At 62.1% G+C, this 18,790-nt stretch carries 17 protein-coding genes; 11 read left to right on the top strand and 6 right to left on the bottom strand.

Annotation, left to right across the window (positions count from 1 at the left end; genetic code table 11):
• Positions 1-3: 3 nt before the first annotated feature.
• Positions 4-924, top strand: coding sequence for an SDR family NAD(P)-dependent oxidoreductase (locus DFR67_RS16440; protein WP_110470576.1), 921 nt, complete (start codon positions 4-6; stop codon positions 922-924).
• A gap of 59 nt (positions 925-983) precedes the next feature.
• Here DFR67_RS16440 and DFR67_RS16435 read toward each other — a convergent pair whose 3' ends face one another.
• The 4 genes from DFR67_RS16435 to DFR67_RS16420 form a co-directional block, all read right to left on the bottom strand.
• Positions 984-2,705 (bottom strand): FAD-dependent oxidoreductase, encoded by a 1,722-nt coding sequence (locus tag DFR67_RS16435; RefSeq protein ID WP_110470575.1) that lies wholly within the window; start codon positions 2,703-2,705, stop codon positions 984-986.
• A 287-nt stretch (positions 2,706-2,992) separates the two neighbouring features.
• Positions 2,993-3,658, bottom strand: a complete 666-nt coding sequence (locus DFR67_RS16430) for a TetR/AcrR family transcriptional regulator (RefSeq protein WP_245937991.1) — start codon at positions 3,656-3,658, stop codon at positions 2,993-2,995.
• 103 nt (positions 3,659-3,761) lie between these two features.
• Complete coding sequence (locus DFR67_RS16425; RefSeq protein WP_342766737.1) at positions 3,762-4,925, bottom strand: phosphotransferase; 1,164 nt, start codon at positions 4,923-4,925, stop codon at positions 3,762-3,764.
• Positions 4,926-5,259: 334 nt separating this feature from the next.
• Complete coding sequence (locus DFR67_RS16420) at positions 5,260-5,901, bottom strand: TetR/AcrR family transcriptional regulator (RefSeq protein ID WP_158539976.1); 642 nt, start codon at positions 5,899-5,901, stop codon at positions 5,260-5,262.
• A 61-nt stretch (positions 5,902-5,962) separates the two neighbouring features.
• Here DFR67_RS16420 and DFR67_RS16415 point away from each other — a divergent pair, with 61 nt between their 5' ends.
• Positions 5,963-6,355, top strand: coding sequence for a VOC family protein (locus tag DFR67_RS16415; protein ID WP_110470572.1), 393 nt, complete (start codon positions 5,963-5,965; stop codon positions 6,353-6,355).
• A 188-nt stretch (positions 6,356-6,543) separates the two neighbouring features.
• Positions 6,544-7,251 carry a GAF and ANTAR domain-containing protein gene (locus DFR67_RS16410; RefSeq protein ID WP_110470687.1) on the top strand — a complete coding sequence of 236 codons (708 nt, stop codon included), beginning with the start codon at positions 6,544-6,546 and terminating at the stop codon, positions 7,249-7,251.
• A gap of 220 nt (positions 7,252-7,471) precedes the next feature.
• Here DFR67_RS16410 and DFR67_RS16405 read toward each other — a convergent pair whose 3' ends face one another.
• On the bottom strand, positions 7,472-8,167 hold the full coding sequence (locus DFR67_RS16405; RefSeq protein WP_146240462.1) for a GAF and ANTAR domain-containing protein: 696 nt from the start codon (positions 8,165-8,167) through the stop codon (positions 7,472-7,474).
• Positions 8,168-9,082: 915 nt separating this feature from the next.
• Between DFR67_RS16405 and DFR67_RS16400 the strand changes: the two genes are divergently transcribed.
• The 4 genes from DFR67_RS16400 (at position 9,083) to DFR67_RS16385 (ending at position 13,402) form a co-directional block, all read left to right on the top strand.
• Positions 9,083-10,033 (top strand): cutinase family protein, encoded by a 951-nt coding sequence (locus tag DFR67_RS16400; protein WP_245938002.1) that lies wholly within the window; start codon positions 9,083-9,085, stop codon positions 10,031-10,033.
• A 711-nt stretch (positions 10,034-10,744) separates the two neighbouring features.
• Entirely contained in the window at positions 10,745-11,971 is a 1,227-nt protein-coding gene (locus DFR67_RS16395; RefSeq protein ID WP_110470569.1) for an oxygenase MpaB family protein, read from the top strand.
• A 6-nt stretch (positions 11,972-11,977) separates the two neighbouring features.
• Positions 11,978-12,439 carry a globin domain-containing protein gene (locus tag DFR67_RS16390; RefSeq protein WP_110470568.1) on the top strand — a complete coding sequence of 154 codons (462 nt, stop codon included), beginning with the start codon at positions 11,978-11,980 and terminating at the stop codon, positions 12,437-12,439.
• A 306-nt stretch (positions 12,440-12,745) separates the two neighbouring features.
• Positions 12,746-13,402 (top strand): Ltp family lipoprotein, encoded by a 657-nt coding sequence (locus tag DFR67_RS16385; protein WP_110470567.1) that lies wholly within the window; start codon positions 12,746-12,748, stop codon positions 13,400-13,402.
• Positions 13,403-13,729: 327 nt separating this feature from the next.
• On the opposite strand, the gene DFR67_RS16380 is transcribed toward DFR67_RS16385, so the two are convergent.
• Positions 13,730-14,587 (bottom strand): RCC1 domain-containing protein, encoded by an 858-nt coding sequence (locus DFR67_RS16380; protein ID WP_110470566.1) that lies wholly within the window; start codon positions 14,585-14,587, stop codon positions 13,730-13,732.
• Positions 14,588-14,696: 109 nt separating this feature from the next.
• On the opposite strand from DFR67_RS16380, the gene DFR67_RS16375 reads away from it, so the two are divergent.
• From DFR67_RS16375 to DFR67_RS16360, 4 genes are all read left to right on the top strand, one after another.
• Positions 14,697-16,034 carry an APC family permease gene (locus tag DFR67_RS16375; protein ID WP_110470565.1) on the top strand — a complete coding sequence of 446 codons (1,338 nt, stop codon included), beginning with the start codon at positions 14,697-14,699 and terminating at the stop codon, positions 16,032-16,034.
• Between the two features lie 22 nt (positions 16,035-16,056).
• A complete protein-coding gene (locus DFR67_RS16370) occupies positions 16,057-16,671 on the top strand; it encodes a Type 1 glutamine amidotransferase-like domain-containing protein (protein ID WP_110470686.1) in 615 nt (204 codons plus the stop codon).
• Between the two features lie 456 nt (positions 16,672-17,127).
• Positions 17,128-17,628 carry a hypothetical protein gene (locus tag DFR67_RS16365; RefSeq protein ID WP_146240461.1) on the top strand — a complete coding sequence of 167 codons (501 nt, stop codon included), beginning with the start codon at positions 17,128-17,130 and terminating at the stop codon, positions 17,626-17,628.
• An 80-nt stretch (positions 17,629-17,708) separates the two neighbouring features.
• A complete protein-coding gene (locus tag DFR67_RS16360) occupies positions 17,709-18,788 on the top strand; it encodes an AraC family transcriptional regulator (protein ID WP_110470563.1) in 1,080 nt (359 codons plus the stop codon).
• Positions 18,789-18,790: the final 2 nt, after the last annotated feature.

Here is an 18,790-nt window from a genome sequence, read left to right as displayed (position 1 = left end):
CCTATGAAAGACCTTTGGAACGCTGCTGACGTACCCGACCAGAAGGATCGGGTTGCGGTGATCACCGGCGGCGGCACCGGACTCGGCTATCAGATTGCTCTCGTTCTCGCCGGCCGGGGCGCACATGCGGTGCTCGCGGTGCGCGACGTGACGAAAGGCAAAGCGGCCGCCGAACGGATACTCGCGATTCACCCGCAGGCCGAGGTTTCGGTGCAAATCTTGGACCTGGCCTCGCAGCGATCGGTTGAAGATGCCGGTACCGAGCTGAGTTCGAGGTATCCCCGCATCGACCTCCTGATCAACAACGCGGGTGTGATGTTCCCGCCCAGGACGGTCACCGTAGACGGTTTCGAGCTACAGTTCGCGACCAACCATCTCGGCCATTTCGCTCTGACAGGACTACTGATCGGCAACATGCTGCCGGTCACCGGGTCACGCGTGATCACCGTGAGCAGCCTTGGCCACAAGGCCCGCGGAGCCATCGACTTCGATGACCTCAATTCCGAGAAGAAGTACTCCGCGGGCGGGGCCTACGCGCAATCGAAGCTCGCCAATCTGCTCTTCACCTACGAGCTCGACCAGCGCCTCGCCGCCAGGGCCCACGCAACGACGATCGCGGTGGCCGCCCATCCCGGAGGTGCCAACACCGATCTGACCCGCCACACCCCCGCGAAACTTCGCTGGTTGCAGGCCCTGGCCGCCAGATTTCTGTTCCAGAGCGCGGAAATGGGGGCACTACCTCCCCTGCGTGCTGCGACTGATCCCGCAGTGACCGGCAGTCAGTATTACGGACCCGACGGGTTCATGGAGCAGCGAGGACACCCGGTGCTGGTCACCTCGAACGCCAAGTCTCACAACGAAGAGGTCGCCCAGCGACTATGGGCGGTTTCCGAGAAACTCACCGGCGTTCACTATCCGGTCTGACCAGACCCAGAACCCCTGCCAGTCTCAGACTTCGGCCACGTTTGTCCAGCGACTGCCGGTCAGTCCAGCGCTGCTGCTTCCAGTTCTTTGATGGTCACCAATTTGACCCGACGACGACCGACTTCGACACCCGCCGATCGCTCGACCCGATCGATGTTCTTCCAGCCGGCTCCATTGATCCGGCCCGCACCGCGCCCTGCGACGAGGTCTGCAACCCCGTCTCGGGACTCGGCAGGCTCAGGCAGTCTGCCCTCCGCGAAGTCGGTGATCACCGACTTCGCGGTCTCTTGTCCACACAACCGGTTCATCCCGATACCGCCGGTGGCGCCCCGTTTGATCCAGCCCGTCACGTACACCCCCGGCAGCGGCTCTCCACCGGTCGAAGCAAGCACCCGCCCAACACTGTTCGGAACCACACCTTGGCCTCCGTCGAACGGGAGACCGTCCAGTGGCTGCCCGGTGTAACCGATCGCCCGCATCACCAGGCCGGCCGGTACGCCGAACTCCTCGGTTGTGGGTGTGATCGCGATCCGCGACGACGGTGGGCGCGGCGAGTTGCCCGCGTGGTCGGCCGAGTCGTCGGGTGCGTTGACGAAGTCGTTACGCACGCAACGCACCGATTCGACCCCGCCATCGGCCGAACCCTCGATTGCCACCGGCGACAGGAGGTAGCGAAAAACCACTCGCTTGTTCCCTGCGGTGGGCTCACGCTGGGAGAACTCGCGGGCGATCCGGATCTTCGCCGCGATCGTCGAGTCGAGCGTCCCGTCTTCCAATGCATCTCGAGTCGCCTGATCCAGGGTCAATTCCTCGGGATCGACGATCACGTCCACTCCCGGTATGTCCCCCATCGCCAAGAATTCGGCGTTCGTATAGGCGGCCTGTGCCACACCACGCCTGCCGAGCAACACCACTTCCGCGATGTTGCTGGTACGCAACTTCTCAAGGGCATGGTCCGCGATATCGGTCCGGCCCAATCGATCCGGCGCGTCGAGGAGGATTCGTGCGACGTCGAGGGCCACGTTGCCGTTGCCTACGACGACTGCGCGATCCGCCGAAAGGTCGAAGTCATCGTCTGCGTGGTCGGGGTGGCCGTTGTACCAGGCGACAAAATCGGTGGCGGGCACACTGCCTGGCAGATCTTCGCCGTCGATACCGAGGTGCTTGTCGGTCGAGGCGCCGTGGGCATAGATCACCGCCCCGTACCTGGACTTGAGCTGGTCGTGGTCGACATGTTTGCCGACCTCGACATTGAGAAAGTACTCGAAGGACTTCTTGGCCGCGACCTTGGCGAACGTCTTCTCCACTCCTTTGGTCGCCGGGTGATCCGGCGCGACTCCTGCTCTGACCAACCCATAGGGGGTAGGCAACCGGTCGAACATGTCGACGTGGATCACACTGTGCTTCAACAACTCCTCTGCCGCATAGAACGCGGCCGGTCCTGCGCCCACGATCGCCACGTGCAGCTCTTTGTCTCCGGGAAGAGCGCGCTTCTTCGCAGGTGCCACCAGCCCGCCGGACGCGTCGTGATCAGTGAAGTAGTCAGCATTGATCTGGATGTAACGCTCTTGGTTTCCGCTGAGCTCCTCATCGAGGAATATCGCGTCCACCGGGCATTCGTCGACGCATGCCGCACAGTCGATGCACCCGTCCGGGTCGATGTACAACATCTCCGCGGTCGCGAACTCGGGTTCGTCCGGTGTCGGATGGATGCAATTCACCGGACATACGGTGACGCAGCTCGCGTCGTTGCAACACGGTTGGGTGATTACGTACACCATGGTCTTCAACCTCAGCTAGAACGAGTACAGCTACGGGTGGGCGGTTATTTCTGCGGCTCTCGCCGAACTCGGGTCATGTCGACGGTTGGTGCTTCCCGACCTCGCATCTCCCGGATCCGGCACGCTCGGCGCCACCGCGGAAATTGCGTTCTCAGGTGCGAGAACGCGCTACTACTTTTGGGCACCATAGTGCCGGACGACACAGCAGTCTGCAAGTAAGGCGTGCATACGCGCGCGAGCCTTCTGGCGTCGTCGCCATGACCACCTCGCCGCGCACCCGCCTCACGTCAGGGATGTTGACTCAGGGCAGACAGCGTTTCCGGCGAGGGCAACGACTCGAGCGTAGCCAGCAACGTGTCGAGCAATTGACTCACATGCACGGCGTAGGGCGCGACCGGGCTACCGAGCATCAATTGCCTGTGTCGACCAGCGCTCGCGTGTAAGCAGAAGGCGGAAGCTTGGTGAATTCTGATGGCCCGCAGCGGATGCGGAATGTCAGGGAGCAGCAGGCCGACTCTGTCGTAGTATGCTCGTTCGGCGTCTTGGTGACTTTGGGGCAAATCGCCGAGAGGGTGGACCACCCGCACCAATTGCTCGAGGAATTCGAGGTAAAAACAGTTCTCGTCCTCCGCCAGCTCTATCAGGGGCAACTGGTGGGCCTCCACGACGGACCTCAGGTCAGAATCGGACGCTCGCGCGCCCAGCAGGACTCGTCGACGAGTCAGGTCTTCCACGCGATACGCGAGAATCGCACGGATGAGCCCGTCCCTACCCCCGAAGTGGTACTGCACCGCAGACTTGTTGGCCATGCCCGCGGCCGTTCCGATCTGGCGCAAGGGCACCCCCTCGAGGCCATTCTGTGCGTATAGACGTTCCGCGGTGAGCACCAACTGCTGTTTGGCCGACATGGCCAAGGTGTTCGGATCGGTTCTGGGCACATCATATGGAACCACCCACCACTGGCTAAGTCCAGCGACTTAGAATCCTGGCGCATGCCCTTCCCGGTCACAGCTCCCGCACGGTCCGCTTACCTGAGCTGTTCTTTCCGGACGCTTGTCACAGCAGCTTGGACAGACCGTCGTGATCAGCTACCGCGGTACCGAGCCGGTGGCAAAGGATTTCGGTCAGTTTCGGATTGACCTCTGCAGTGATCCCCCAGAGGTAATAGCCGTGGACCACACCGCGACCGAGCAGGTCCCAGGCCTCACCGAAAGCCGGAGCGTCGACGACCCCGAATTCGGTGAGGGCAGCCAGGTATCCCTCGAGCAGTTCCCGTTCGGTTCGGCGCCTGTCGTCGACCGTCAGCGTCGACGCGATGTGATAGCCGACATCGAAATACCAGAGGCCGCGTTGCACGAGCTGCCAATCGACAAGCGACGGCTTCCCGTCCGCGTCGATGATCAAGTTGCCCGGATGCCCGTCGCCGTGGATCACGCACCACGCCGTACCCGGGTCGGCGATCAATTCCTTGGTCTCCGCCACGAGGGTGGTGTACGCGTCGAAGAGCTTTTTCGGAGCCCGTGATTTTTGCGGAACCCGGTGCCCGTTGGGGCCGAGTACATTCGCCTCGATCCGTGCAGTGACGGCTTCTTCTCCCCACAGGGTGAGCGTGGTGCCCATACGCGGTCTGAGCCAGGCAGTCTCCGCGTACTGCGCGTTGCCCCAGGTCAGAGCGTGCAGTTTCGCCATCTCGCGCAAACTCGAGGCAGCCTGTTCAGGAGTGTAATCGGTTGCTGCATCGATGAACTCACCGCCTGCAGCGACGATGTCCTCGGTGATCACCACCCCATGCCGAGTTGCGGGATCAACATCTGCGTAAATGCAGGCCAGGGTCCGGATCCCTGCGGGCTCGACGAGGTCACGGTAGAAGTAGGTCTCGGCTTCGCCGATGTAGCGCGCGGCCTGACCGATCTCGTTGAAGTAACCCTTCACACAGAGCGACGACGACGGTCCTTGACCGTTGATACCCGAATATTTGATGGTGAACCGGGCATTCGTCGAGACCCGTGACACGACGGGACCAGACTCGACCTGATTGACCGTGATCCCCGGGTACCGATCCTGCAGCGCTGCGCTCAGCCATTGCGGCGACAGCGCCTCTTCGAGGGTTTCGGGTACGGGCACCGCCACCGGCGCGTTCATGACAGCATCCCGGCCTGCTTGGCGGTCCCGGTAGCTCGCTCGTTCATCGTTACCTCTGTTCTGCATTGCGATCGTCATTGATTGAGTCGGCTGATCACCGAGCTGCCTTCTACCGCGGGCAGACGTGAACGAAGCGCAGCGGCAATGGCTCCAGACGCCAAGTCACCCAGGAAAGTGCGGCTGATCAGTGACAAGAACTACGCTCTCGTCGTTGGCAGAACTATACTCTACAAGTGACGAGACACACAGCCCCAGGGCGTCCGCCTCCTCGAGCATCGCCCCTCAGCATCCGCCGCGCGGTGAATGTGGGCCGCCGCAACCGACGATGTCCGAGGCAAAGCACCCAATGCACCAAACTCGTTGTGCAAGAGCCTGCATCATTCAGAACCGCTGACACGCATCCAAGCCGCACTCAATGTCGGGTCGCCGTATCTGTTGAAAGGAGACCTCGAATGCTGGTGTCGAGATGACGGCGGAAGATCGCCTCCGGTTCGCGCCAGTCGAGATGATGATTGACCTCGAGGGCAACAATTCCGTGGAAGGCGCCCCACCATCCGAGAAAGTCATCGAGGAGACCAGCGTCGGCCAGCAGCTCAGGCAGGGAGCACCCACGAGCCTCGGCGTACTGGGCAGCAATCGGTTGCAAGACACCGGTTTGCGCGGATACCGTCGGCCCGTCAGCCGGCGCCGTGTACCCGCTGATCTGGTCGAAGAAGATGAGATTGAATTGGCGCCGATGACCGACCGCCCAGGCGCGGTACGCCACAGGACCCGCCGCGAGGCGCTGTTCGAGGTCCGACTCCTCCGCATCTGCGCACGCGTCGGTGACCTTGCCTTCGAGCGACTTGTAACTCTGGACGATCAACTCGGTGAACAGATCGCCAAGGCTGGGAAAGTAGGTATACAGCGCGGGAGCACTCATACCGATCTCTCGTGCGATCCCACGAAGGGTGACCGCACTTGGCCCACCCTCCTCGAGTTGTCGACGCGCCTGCGCGACGATGTCCCGCCCATTGTCCCGACGTTGCCGGTCCCGTCTGCTCTCCTTGGCCACCCGATCTACGATACACTTAACGCCGTAAGATATTCGATCAGTGTTAAGAGAGTTGGTTTCAATGCATCAGACAGTGGGAGTGACGATCGACTGCGTCGACGTGAAGGCTGCGGCACACTTCTGGAAAGCTGCTCTCGGTTACGACGAACCGGTGCCGTTCGCTGACGATGCACAATTCCATGCGCTTGTGTCCCCACATGGAGGGTTGCATCACGTCACATTTCAGAAAGTGACCGAACCGAAAGCTGGAAAAAATCGGGTCCATTTGGATCTTTTCGTCGATGATCTCGACTCAGAGGCCCTGCGAATGGCCGACCTGGGCGCCCGAGCACTGAAAGAACACAATGATGAGGGTGGGTACCGGACCATAGTTTTCGCCGACCCACAAGACAATGAGTTCTGCCTCGTGCAACGGGCGACAATTCAACCGCAGCGCGCCGGGGCGACGCAGTGAATGACGTACAGTGAGAAGGCCGGAACCCCGCAGCGAACTGCTGCGAAGGATCGGGCGCAGGGCTGAGGTCGCACAGGGGACGCCGCGCCGAGCCCCACTGCCACCTCTGTGCGCCCGTCACACGAAGGTGAAGAATTCCTTGTGGCCGGTCTGACCGCTGCGTGGCGGGCTGAGAGATGGTGACACTGATGACCACAGACCACAGCGATACCCACCTCTATGTTGTCCTCGCCGATCTGGCGCGCAGCATGCATGCCACAGCCCGCCTCGGGCCCGACGCCGTACTGGCTGACATCACCGAGTCAGCAGCGCAGCTGGTCGACGGCGCGGTCTCGGCCGGGATCACCGTCACCACCAAAAGGCACACCGTCATCGACACCATGGCCCCCACCGATGACGATGCCCGCAACTTCGACATGCTGCAAAAGCAATGCAAGCAAGGCCCCTGCCTCGATGCCGCCTGGAAACATCGCACCATCCGTGTCCGAGACCTTCTCACCGATCACCGGTGGCCTCAATTGACCGATGCGGTGCGGGAGCACTCACCGATCCGCTCCACGGTGTCCTACGAACTGTTCACCCACGCCGAAGGGATGGGTGCGCTCAATGTGTACGCCAATCACCCCGACGCCATCACCGACGCCGGGGTGGAAAAGGGCTACGCCCTTGCCGCCCACGCGGCGCTGGTCTTCGATTCCGCACGCAAACACGATCAATTCCAAAGCGCCCTGTCCTCGCGCGACATCATCGGCCAGGCCAAGGGAATGATCATGGAGCGCTTCACCATCGACTCCACCGCTGCGTTCAACCTGCTGGTGAAGCTATCCCAGGACTCCAACGTCTCGGTTGCCGAGATCTCCCGCAAACTCGCAGCCGGTAGACCTCAGCAGACCTGAACGGCACCACCACCACCGACAGCTGACGCCCGGCCGGATTGGAGTGCCTGATGGTGACAGCGGTGTTGAGGCCGGCGCACAATCCCGAGAACACCGCGCTCGGCATCTCGTTGACCACAATCTCGGTTGATCTCCAGCTGCGAGCACTGCTCCATAGCCAACGCAGCCGGAGTGGGACGCAGGTCTTACACCACTGCAGAGCAGGCCACTGCGGCCGATGCTAGCCAGGAAACGTTCGTCGTTCGACGATGTCGCCGGCCAGCGTAGACAAGGGTCGAGATTGAGCGTACGCATTGGCCCGCAGGAGGTCCGCCGCCTCGGCGGCAGGGACACCCAGTCGCACAGCCATTATTCCGATCGCGGCGTTGATGTCGGCACGAGCCCACACATGCGGCCCGCGCGGCACCGGGTACTCGTCAACCTCCGGTGAACCCTCGTAGGCCTGCAGTTCGTCGACCACTACCGTGCCCAATTCGTCCGCCAGTGTCTGTGCGGCCTGAAAGTGGTTTGTAGTCAACGCACCGCGCTCGTACCGGTACAGCTCCAGCACCCCCAGAGGCGCACCGCCGGCGACAATAGGAAATGCGAACACCGCATATACCCCCAGTTCGCCGACGACCTCGGAAGCGAACGCAGGCCACCTGTCTGTCACAACGGAATCGTCGAGATCAGGGACGGTCACCGGGGCCTGTTCGATGAACGCCTCCAGGCACGGGCCATGACCGATGGTGAACTGTAACTCGTCTATCCGGCCGGCGACCGCGTCGCTGGCACACAGCAGATCCCGCGCCCGTGCTCGGCTGGTCAACAACGCAACCGCGGCCCCGTCGGTATCGGTGACCTGCACACTCGAAGCCATCAGCTGATTTGTCCGCGGCAGCAGCACATCCTCGCGTCCACCCTGACCGTCCACCACCCAAGCCGCCCTTCCTCAGTCACTTCAGATAGCCAAGACATACCCCGGCCCGGCGCCCGGCAACCACGACGCGTCGTCGGTCCCGAATCAGTGGGCGGCAGCGTAAACGTGATGTCGGCGGAGACACTGCGTTCGCATCCGCCCCCGCCGAACACATGGCGAACATGCAGGGACATACAGATGAAGAGCCTCAACACATATGATTACAGACATGAGGTCGGTGACGTGAACGAACACCGGCATTGGCATCGAAATCGATTGGAGCACAATCTATTACATTCAAGGCACCCTCCCCCATTGCCTTGAACCGGCGTGAGAATCGACCGATGGAACCACGTTGGCGGCTGGCACACTGTCGTAGGGAGCGCACCTCCGAACAGGCGGTGAAGGGCCCGGTCTGCAGTCAACCGACTGCGGGGGAAACGTAGAAACACGAAAGGCACGCACATGACCTCGACATTTGAACTCGCCTTGCTCGACATCTTCCAGTTCCTGATCGACAACGCAGGCTCCTTGAGCGGTCTGGCCGGCTGATAGCCGCTCTGGATCTCCGGCCACCGGGCAACACCGGCGGCCGCCTTCTCGTCTCGGGCTGAACCAGCACCGACCCAGCCCCCATGCCCCGCACGCCGACAGGCGGCGGGGCATGGTCTGTCGAGGGGTCACATCTGGGGAAGACAACAAACCCAGCCACTTCGGGAAGAACCAGGTGCTGCGGCACCTGGTTCTTCCCGAAGTGGCTGGGTTTGTCAGTCGCCAGCGTTACGACGCTGTTCATCAAGGTCCCACCGCACCACCACCGAACCGACACCGGCGATCCCTAGCCTGGATGCGAACTCGCTGAGCCACAAGCGATGTCCCAACTGGCCTGTCACCAGCGCCACAATGATCCATATCGCCGGGAGGCCCGCTGTGATGTACAGATCTGCCATCGCTGCCGCATGTCTGTGCGTGGCGGCCGCCGCCAGTATGGGGGCAACGTCCTTGACAAGCGCTGCACCCGCTCAGGACGGCTCGTGCCCCGATCAGGTGACGTTCGCTGTCGGCGGCACCGGGGATGCGCACTCGCAGTTCGTACCCGTAGTTCCTGCGGGGCCGCGAGAGAACATCGAATACCCCGCATCTCTGGCGCCATTCGGCGGCGGCGCGACCGCCATCGAATCCATAGCTGTCGGCTCAGACCAGCTCGATGCGCGGGCCCGCGCCTACCGCGCCAACTGCCCGTACACCCATATCAACGCCCAGGGCTACAGTCTCGGCGCAATCGTGGTCTCCCACGTCTGCAACGACTGGCAAAACGACCGCGTCATGAACCGAAATACCGGATGTATCACCGTCGGCAATCCAACCCGACCGCAGCGAGACGGGGCGTCGGGAATCGTCACCCAACTTCTCACCCAGCTGGTACCCCAATTGCCGATTGCAGGCGATCGCTCCGGCGGGCCGATTCCCGTCACCAACGTCTGCAACACCAACGACATCATCTGCAATGCGCCGAGCCCGATCGACAACCCACTCGAGTTCGCCAACGGCCTGGTCGGCTACCACGAAGGCGACCACGGTTACACCGAACCCGTACCCACCCTCGCCGGCGACTACCTGTACGACCAACAGCCGTGGATCGACAACGCCGGGCCCACCGATCGCGCGTTGGCAACCTTCGCACCGGTCACCGCTGTACTCGAGGCCGTCCACTCCCCGTTGTCCATGGCGCTGGCCGACATCTCAAGGCCGTTCACGGACCAACCAGCTCGGGACGAGTCCAGCCAGTCCCTTCCCGTCATGGTGCCGGCGTTGGTGGAGGCCGCAGTCGGTGTCGCCTCGGCACTGGAGACGTTAACCGGTGGCGACGGGCTTCGGCGTTAGAGCCGCAACCATCGAGTGAACCTCACTACGCATGCCGGGGTCACTGCAGCCGCATCGCGCCCCTACAAGGCGAGTCAGCCTTGCTTATCACCGGAATCAGCACGCTTGAAACGGGGATTCGACGGCGCGCACGGCCCTTTCATTCCGCCCTCCGCGTTATTTGGCGTTTTCACGATTGTGAGAACACATGCTGTGATAAAAATGAAACTGCGCAACATATTGAGTTTCATTGCACCAAACGAACTCCGACGAAATATCGGAACTCACACAGCGACAGGAAGAAATACTATGATCTCAGCAATTTTCTACTTCATCGAATCCATCGACAACGCGCTGTGGGATATCGCCGAGGCGATCATCACAGGTAGTGACGCATAGTTTCGTCCGTCGAAGTCTTCGGAAACATTCGCCGGAGCTACAAATGATCCCGACGGGAAACTCGACTTGTCGGTTGCACGCCCATTGCGGTTATCCGCACGGGCGTGCAGCCGGTCGCCCAGCAGACGCCTCGGCGCACTGGCCTCGTGTTCGCATCCAACATTTTGGCCGCAAGCCCATTGGCGAGCGCACTCGTACACCGCGTCAAGAACTCCGGGCGCAGGTCCGTCGCCCGAAAGCAGCCTTGTGACCCGAACCACATTTATGGTAGCAATGAAACAGAGAATCAACTACTGTTTCACTGCATCAGATTGCTCGCGGACGGGGAGAACAATGGACAACTTCAACAGGCGCAACATGCTCAAAGCCGGCGGAGTGGCGGGAGCAGCGGGTGCGATCGCCCTGATCGCCCCATCGACTCCGTGGACATGGTCACCGGCCGGCTCTGTGCCGGGAACAGGAAGTGGGGCCGACCCGCGAGGCGCGTGGGACTACGAGGCCGACCCGGTTGTTGCCGGCCTACTGGACCGAGGCGAGGTTCCGAGGGTCAACGAACTGCTCAAGCACTGGACCAAGAACAGCCAGCCGCTACCCGCAGGACTGCCGGCCGAACTGCGCGACTTCATGGAGCATGCTCGGCAACTACCGTCCTGGGCCGACCAGGGCAAGCTTGCCAGCGCAGTCAACTTCAATCAGAAGCGCGGAACCTATCTCGGGGTGTTGTACGGCTTTGCCAGCGGCATGATGAGCACCGTCATCCCGAAAGAAGCCCGCGCGGTCTATTACTCAAAAGGTGGCGCGGATATGAAAGACCGCATCACCAAGACTGCCAAACTCGGATATGACATCGGTTCGCTCAACGCCTACCAGCCCGACGGAGAAATGGTTGTGACCTGCGTCAAAACCCGGCTCGCGCACGCGGCTGTCCGTCATCTGCTTCCGCAGTCACCGCATTGGGTGAACTCGGCACCCGAAGATATCCCGATCAGCCAGGCCGACATCATGGTCACCTGGCATTCGCTGCCCACGACCGTCATGCGCAATCTGAAAAAGTGGAACGTCCGGATCGCGCCCGACGAGTCCGAAGGATTTCTGCATTCGTGGCAACTCGCGGCGCACCTGCTCGGCGTCGAGGACCAGTACATACCTGCGTCCTGGAATGAGGCCGATTCGCAAGCCAAACAGGTGCTCGACCCCATCCTCGCCCCCACTCCGGAGGGCATCAAACTGGCCGACATCCTGCTCAGCCTCGGGATGAACCTCGACCTCACCTTGCTGACACGGCCCATCCTCGGCGCCCTCACCAGGTTCATGCTTGGCAATGAAGTCGCCGATTGGCTACGCATCCCCACCGAGCCCGTCTGGACCCCGCTTCTCGAAACAGCATGGGGCCCATATCTCATCGTTCGCGAGGGCGGACTCGATCTCGGAGTACCCGAGGAGGCGTACTGGCTGTTCGACGAGTTCTTGCGACAGTTCGTTCTCTTCTACATGTCCGAGATCCGTATGCCGATCAACATCAGCATTCCGGTGATCAACAACCCCAACCTCGGCCGCTGACCACCCGTGGACAGTGAGCTACTGGGACGCAGCCTGGCTTTGGTCACCGCCGAGGACCCGGACTTCACCGTCCGTTTCTACGAGCGACTGTTCACAGCCCACCCGGAGGTCCGAGCCCTTTTCGGAACCAACATCAGGTCGCAGGCCGTGATGCTGCAAAAGGCCATCGTCGCCGTCCTGGAGCATCTCGACGACGCCGCCTGGCTGACCGGATCGCTTCAGTCACTCGGCAGAATGCATGCTTCACTCGGAGTCACCCCCCAAATGTATGGCTGGGTTGCAACGACATTGGTGGCAACCATGGCCGACACGGCCGGCCCCCGGTGGTCCCATTCCATGTCCGAAGCGTGGGACGAAGCACTGACCGCCGTCGCCACGATGATGCTCGATGCCTATCCGGACGAACCGACCGGAAGAACTCACGTCACCACCAGTCAGTACCCCGAAGCCGCAGACAAAAGGTCATGAAAGGACCACAATGCTGGAAACAATCTTCTATTTCTTCGAGGTCATCGAGAACACTTTCTGGGTGATCGCAGATGCGGTGGCGACCGGGAGCGTCGGCTGATCGACGGCGTCGATCGATGCTTTCCCGATTGACTTGTCCACCCGTTGGGCGTAGTTCGATCAGATGACATTGATTCTCGCGGAGGCACTTTCAGACTTCTGGGGATTGAGGCTGCGGCTGGAGCTGTCGTAGCCGGTTGCTATAAATCAGACGACCTCAATTCACCGCTGCCGCGCAAGCAGCGCACCCCAAAGGAGAAACTCTCAATGTCCTTGCCTCCAGATTCGCCGCCGCCCGGATACCCACAGCCCGACTTCCAGCAACCACCAGCGCCGCCTGTGTCGAAGAAGGCCAAGAAATGGCCTTGGGTTGTCGGAGGAGTCGTCCTGTTGCTGATCGTTGTGGGGCTCGTCGGCGGAGGGGATGAGGACGACTCGAAGACCTCGAGAGCTACGCCGTCCACGTCTGCGGCCCGAACGACAACCGTGGCACCGATCACCGTCGTCGAAACGGTTACGGCGTCCGCCACTGTGGCGCCGCCCGTCGCTACGAGACCGGCGAACACGGCGGCCGAGGTACCGGCTACTGCGCCTGTGGTCACCACCGAAGCCGCACCGGCTCCCACCAGATCGCAGGGAAGTTCGAGTCAGCGCAACGCGATTCAGTCGGCCAAGCAGTACATCCAGATGAGCGGTTTCTCCCGCAGTGGACTGATCGAGCAGCTCGAATACGAGGAGTACTCGACCGAGGATGCGACGTTTGCGGTGGACACCATCGGGGTCGACTGGAATGAGCAGGCTGTCCGAAGTGCGAAGCAGTACCTCGAGATGACCTCATTCTCCAAGTCGAGCCTCGTCGAGCAGCTCGAGTACGAAGGCTACACAAGCGCGGAAGCAGAATACGGAGCCAACGCAGCCTACTGAGAGCCGGCGCCCTGATCTCTACGTGGTATCAAGCCTTCCATGCCGTCATAGGCGGCCGGCCGCAGGGCCGGTCGCCGATGAGGGCATGTCGCTATTGAGACGCACCGACATAAAGCGAGACGAACAACACCACCCATGCCGCAGACATCAGGACGCGGTAAATCCACGAACGGCGAAGAAGCACGGGTATGACGCGACGCCCAGCAGCACTCGATTTGCAACCCGCGCTCATCGCAACCCCCTCCCATTGCCTGTACGTTCTTGTTGTTCATCTTGGCCCGGTGGCGCGCTGAACACATCAGCCCATGGAATGACATCGAGTCGCCCCTACGACCAGCGCGCCGTGTCGCATTGGCCGTAATCGTTGTTGCCCGCTGCCAGGACTGAACCGTCGGAACGCCGTCCGAGGGTGTGTTCCGAGCCCGCGGCGACAGAGACGACGTCACGCCACGATGTGAGCTCACACTGCCCGTGGCTGTTGCTACCCGCGCCGAGAACCCCGCCATCCGAGGTCGCTGCGACCACGTGGTGGCTGCCTGCAGATACTGCAACTACGTCACGCCAACCAGACACCTCACGGGCGTCGAAATGAATATCTCCGGCAGTCAAGACTCGTCCGTCCGCGTCGAGCGCCACCGTAGAGAGGTAGCCTGCGGCGACCGCCCGCAGATCGCGCCATGTCGCCACGTCACATTGTCCTCGCCGGTTGTTTCCCACCGCCACGGCGGTACCGTCTGCGCGTAACCCGACCGAGTGCCAATCTCCTGCGGCAGCGGCAACGATGTCACTCCACCCTTCGACGTCGCACGCTCCTTCATCGCGGCGGCCGGCAGCGCGTACGGTTCCGTCTGCGAGAACGCCCAGGGTACGTCGCCACCCTGCTGCAATGTGAACAACATCCGTCCACACATCGACGTCGCACTGCCCATCGCGGTTCCAGCCGGTCGCGAGAACGGTTCCGTCCGTGCGCAATCCCACAGTGTGTGATCGTCCTGTGTTGACGGCCGCGTGCACGTTGCCGGCGGCGACTGCCACAACGCCTCGCCACCGGTCTACATTGCACTCTGCGGCAACGCGAACGCCCGAGGACGCCACCGTGCCGTCCGGTAGCACGCAGACGGAGTGTCTGCGCCCGGCGGCGATCACTGCGCCTCGACGCGGGCCGAGGGGGCCAGTTCTTTCCACCGCACGACCCTAAACCCGACAGTGTGCCGCCCGAACACCCCGACCGTCAGGTTTCATTCTCGGCGGACCGGCTATGTCTAGACCCACGATCACTGAACAGGAGAAGTGGATGACGGCCGAAGCCGATTCGGGAACCCAGGCGACAGGCGATGAGCCGGCATCGAAGCTGAAGAGGAAGATCACGGGTCCCCTGCTCTTCTTCTTCATACTGGGCGACGTGCTCGGGGCGGGGATCTACGCCCTGATGGGTGTCCTATCCGAAGAGGTCGGGGGCGCGCTCTGGGCGCCGCTTCTCGTCGCACTCCTACTGGCTCTACTCACCGCAGGTTCCTACGCCGAACTGGTGACCAAGTACCCGCAGGCCGGCGGGGCAGCGATCTTCGCCGCGCGCGCTTTCAAACGACCGATCGTGTCGTTCCTCGTCGGATTCTGCATGCTGGCTGCCGGGGTGACCAGTGCGGCCGGACTCGCTCTCGCCTTCTCTGGCGAGTACCTCGCCACGTTCATCGACGTCCCCGCGGTCCCTGCCGCCATCGTGTTCCTGGCATTGGTCGCTTGCCTCAATGCCCGGGGCATCAGTGAATCGGTGAAGAGCAACGTCGCGATGACGGTCATCGAACTCAGCGGTCTGGTCATCGTCCTCGTTGCCGTCGCGATCATGCTCGGCGACGGGAACGGGGAGGTATCCAGAGTGGGCGACTTCCCCGACGGCTCCACCCCCGCGCTGGCCATCCTCAGCGGAGCAATCATCGCCTACTACTCATTCGTCGGATTCGAGACCTCGGCGAATGTCGCCGAGGAGATCCGCAACCCGAGCCGGGTCTACCCCCTGGCGCTCTTCGGGTCCCTGATCACCGCCGGCGTCATCTACGTCCTGGTCGGGCTCGCCAGCTCGATCGCCCTGCCGTCCGCGGAACTGTCCGAGTCGTCCGGACCGCTGCTCGCAGTGGTCGGTGCGTCTGGCGTCGGCATCCCCGACTGGGTGTTCAGCGCGATTGCCCTCGTTGCGGTCGCCAACGGCGCCCTGCTCACCATGATCATGGCCAGCCGCCTGGCCTTCGGCATGGCCGAGAACAAGCTGTTGCCGAGCGCGCTCGGCAAGGTTCTGCCCAACCGAGGCACTCCGTGGGCGGCGATCGCAGCAACCACCGTTGTGGCGATGTTGCTCACTATTACCGGTGATTTGTCGACCTTGGCCGAGACGGTGGTCCTACTACTGCTCTTCGTCTTCATATCGACCAACGTCGCGGTACTCGTTCTCCGCCGCGATCGTGTGGAGCACAAACACTTCCGCATCCCGACAGTCATTCCCGTTCTCGGGGTGGCGTCGTGCGTACTATTGCTCACCCAGCAGAGCGCGAAGGTATGGATGTTCGGTGGCATACTGCTCGCGATCGGCGTGGTGTTGCACTTCGCTGCGACATGGGTGCGGCGCCGCGCGTCCTGATCTCGCGTGTCACCCTGTGCACGTGGCCGAACTTCTTCTGGTGAGCCGATGGCTGTCCGCAGTGCCGCGCTTCCTGACGCCCCTCGTCGGCCCGGGCGCACGTATCGGATTCGTCCCGACAGCCTCGTCCATCTACGACGACCGCGCCTGGGTCGACTTCGACCGAGCAACACTGCGTGAGCAGGGTTGGCAAACAGTCGAACTCGACATCGAATCCATGACAGCAGCAGACGCACAGGAGACCTTGACCACCGTCGATGCTGTCTTTGTCTCCGGCGGCAATGTATTCCACCTGCTGGCCGCGATGCGCCGCACCGGGTTCGCCGACATACTCACCGATTACGTGCGCGCAGGTCTCCCCTACGTCGGCGCGAGTGCGGGTGCGTGCGTTGTCGGCGCCGACATCGAACCGCTCGGCTTGCTCGATGATCCTGCGGAGGCGATCGGTCTCGACTCCACGACCGGGCTCTGTTGGATCGATGAGGTAGTCGTTCCGCACGCCGACGGGATCGTCTCCGGGCGTGCTGTGATCGATGAGATCAGCCACCGCTATGGTGATCGGTTCACGCTACGTCTGATCGCGGACGACCAAGCACTTCTGGTCTCCGGCGACGCCCGTTCGGTGATCTCGTCCTGAGAGTGAGCTCGTACATTCGCGCGACCGCACCGCCCGCTATGCATCATTTCCGTTTTCTCAGACGACTGCGCGGCCGCCTTTTTATTTTCCGGTTGTTCACAGGCACCATTTTTGTTTTCACCGCTCGACTTTTTGGCGAAAAACGTGCATTGACGTTCTCGACTGGCTTTTATTTTTTTGTGGGCTAGAGTCCAAAGAACAGGTAGTTCACGAAGGAGTGAGTGCGCCGTGGAAGCGGTAACCGTTCTTCCCATGCAGCCCTACGACATTGCTCCACCTGGCCCCGTGAGCTGATGCATCGCGCTTTCCGGTTCAGCCGAACAGTCCTTTACCAGAAAAGAGTTGAGAACAATCAGGTCCTCGTCCGTGGTCCCACGCGATCAGAAACACCTCGCCGAAGCAAAACCATCACGTGATCACAGACGATCGGCGAGTATCATCGGCAACCACAATGAGTTGCATAACGCAATCGCACGGGAATTGACCGACAACAAGGTGCAGGTGGCAGTGGCGGACTGCGCCGTGTCTGATGCGGCTGCGGTGATCGACAGCATTCGTGGCAGTCCGGCCGACATGTACGACACCCGCGAAACAGGCCCGGACTCCATCGTCATCGTCACCGCTTGCCCCCGATCACCGCGTGCACGCCGCGGCCTGTGCAACTGGCGAACGAGGGTGGCCGATCGCGCCGAACAACAGCGTCTGACCGACCTCGCTGTGAGCGCGCTGACTTCCACGTCGAACTGCCGCCTACTGGTGGTGTGCGACGCCTCGCGCGGGACAGCGCCCTCGGTTGCCATCAGGTGGGCCAGGCATCTTGCAGTCGGAGTCGACTACGAAGCCCGGGTGAACGGGGCTTCGGTCATCTCGACGTCCTATCTCATCGTCAGGTCGTCCATGTCTGTGTCCACAGCGGCGCGACTGGTTGCGCAGTGGCATCACCGTTCGAGCGCGTAGGCCAATCCCGCGACCAGCCGTCTTGTTGCTTCCTGCACTTCAGGTCATGATACTGGTCACATGCAGCCAGGGGCGAGTACATGAGCGATGCCGTCATCGGTCATGCGCCTGTAGACGCCCACGGTTACCCCAGGGTTTTCGCCGCCACCACGGATCCGTGGGACCACCCGCGAACGACGGTGGGGATCTCGCTGATCTGTGATTGGGCCGCCCATCGCGGGTGCGCCACGGAAACGTTGTTGTCCGGGACCGGAATCAGCGCCGATGCACTGGCCGATGCCGAGCACCTGATCGAGGCACAACAAGAAATAGCCGTCATCCGCAACCTCCTTCACGCCTTCGATGACTTGCCCGGTATGGGCGTGGAGATCGGCCGCGATCACCACCTGACGGCCTACGGGTACTACGGCTACTTACTCATGACGTGCTCGGTGGTGTCCGACATGGTCCGCCTTGGTCTTCGCTATTCACCGCTGACCTTCGCGTTCTCGACGATTCACGGCGAGTTCCGTCCCGGTGACCGGTGGGCGCTGACCCTGCGCACAGACAATGTTCCTGACGACATAGCGTGTTTCGTGATCGAGCGCGACATCAGCGCGAGCCTGCAGATGCAGCGCGAACTCTTTGCGCATCCTTCAGCCGATCCCCTGCAAGAGGTTCATTTCGAGCACGAGCCGCCGCCACCCGACGCGGTCGCCCGGTATCGGGCGATATTCGGCGTACCGGTCCTGTTCGGCCACGATCGCACGGAACTGATCTTCGACAAGGACTACCTCGATTGGCAACTGCCCATGGCGAACGAGCACACCGAAGCGGTGATGGTCGACCACTGCGAGAGAATTCGCGCCGAGCGCGTCCGCTCGGGTGGAGTAGCTGGGCGCGTGCGCGCTCATTTGATGACCCTGCCGACCCTCGACCGCACACTTGACGAATGCGCAGCCGACCTGCAGTACTCGAGTAGGACCCTGCGACGCTGCCTGACGCGCGAGGGGACCTCGTACCGAGAGATCCACGACGACACGCGACGCAGCGTGGCCCACGACCTACTTCGGGATACCTCACTGCCGCGCACTCAGATCGCCGAACGTCTGGGGTACCGCGACTGGTCCAGCTTCACCCGCGCGATGCGGCGCTGGAGCGATCCGCATCGCCCGGGCTGACC

It is taken from the genome of Williamsia limnetica (assembly GCF_003217475.1).
Taxonomy (GTDB): Bacteria; Actinomycetota; Actinomycetes; order Mycobacteriales; family Mycobacteriaceae; genus Williamsia; species Williamsia limnetica.
This window is presented reverse-complemented; position numbering and strand designations above follow the sequence as displayed.

What these genes read in the sequence shown, in the direction of transcription:
- DFR67_RS16440 (WP_110470576.1), top strand. Translation starts at nt 4, where the DNA reads ATGAAAGACCTTTGGAACGCTGCTGACGTACCCGACCAGAAGGATCGG.
- DFR67_RS16435 (WP_110470575.1), bottom strand. Translation starts at nt 2,705, where the DNA reads ATGGTGTACGTAATCACCCAACCGTGTTGCAACGACGCGAGCTGCGTC.
- DFR67_RS16425 (WP_342766737.1), bottom strand. Translation starts at nt 4,925, where the DNA reads ATGACGATCGCAATGCAGAACAGAGGTAACGATGAACGAGCGAGCTAC.
- DFR67_RS16415 (WP_110470572.1), top strand. Translation starts at nt 5,963, where the DNA reads ATGCATCAGACAGTGGGAGTGACGATCGACTGCGTCGACGTGAAGGCT.
- DFR67_RS16410 (WP_110470687.1), top strand. Translation starts at nt 6,544, where the DNA reads ATGACCACAGACCACAGCGATACCCACCTCTATGTTGTCCTCGCCGAT.
- DFR67_RS16400 (WP_245938002.1), top strand. Translation starts at nt 9,083, where the DNA reads ATGTACAGATCTGCCATCGCTGCCGCATGTCTGTGCGTGGCGGCCGCC.
- DFR67_RS16395 (WP_110470569.1), top strand. Translation starts at nt 10,745, where the DNA reads ATGGACAACTTCAACAGGCGCAACATGCTCAAAGCCGGCGGAGTGGCG.
- DFR67_RS16385 (WP_110470567.1), top strand. Translation starts at nt 12,746, where the DNA reads ATGTCCTTGCCTCCAGATTCGCCGCCGCCCGGATACCCACAGCCCGAC.
- DFR67_RS16375 (WP_110470565.1), top strand. Translation starts at nt 14,697, where the DNA reads ATGACGGCCGAAGCCGATTCGGGAACCCAGGCGACAGGCGATGAGCCG.
- DFR67_RS16360 (WP_110470563.1), top strand. Translation starts at nt 17,709, where the DNA reads ATGAGCGATGCCGTCATCGGTCATGCGCCTGTAGACGCCCACGGTTAC.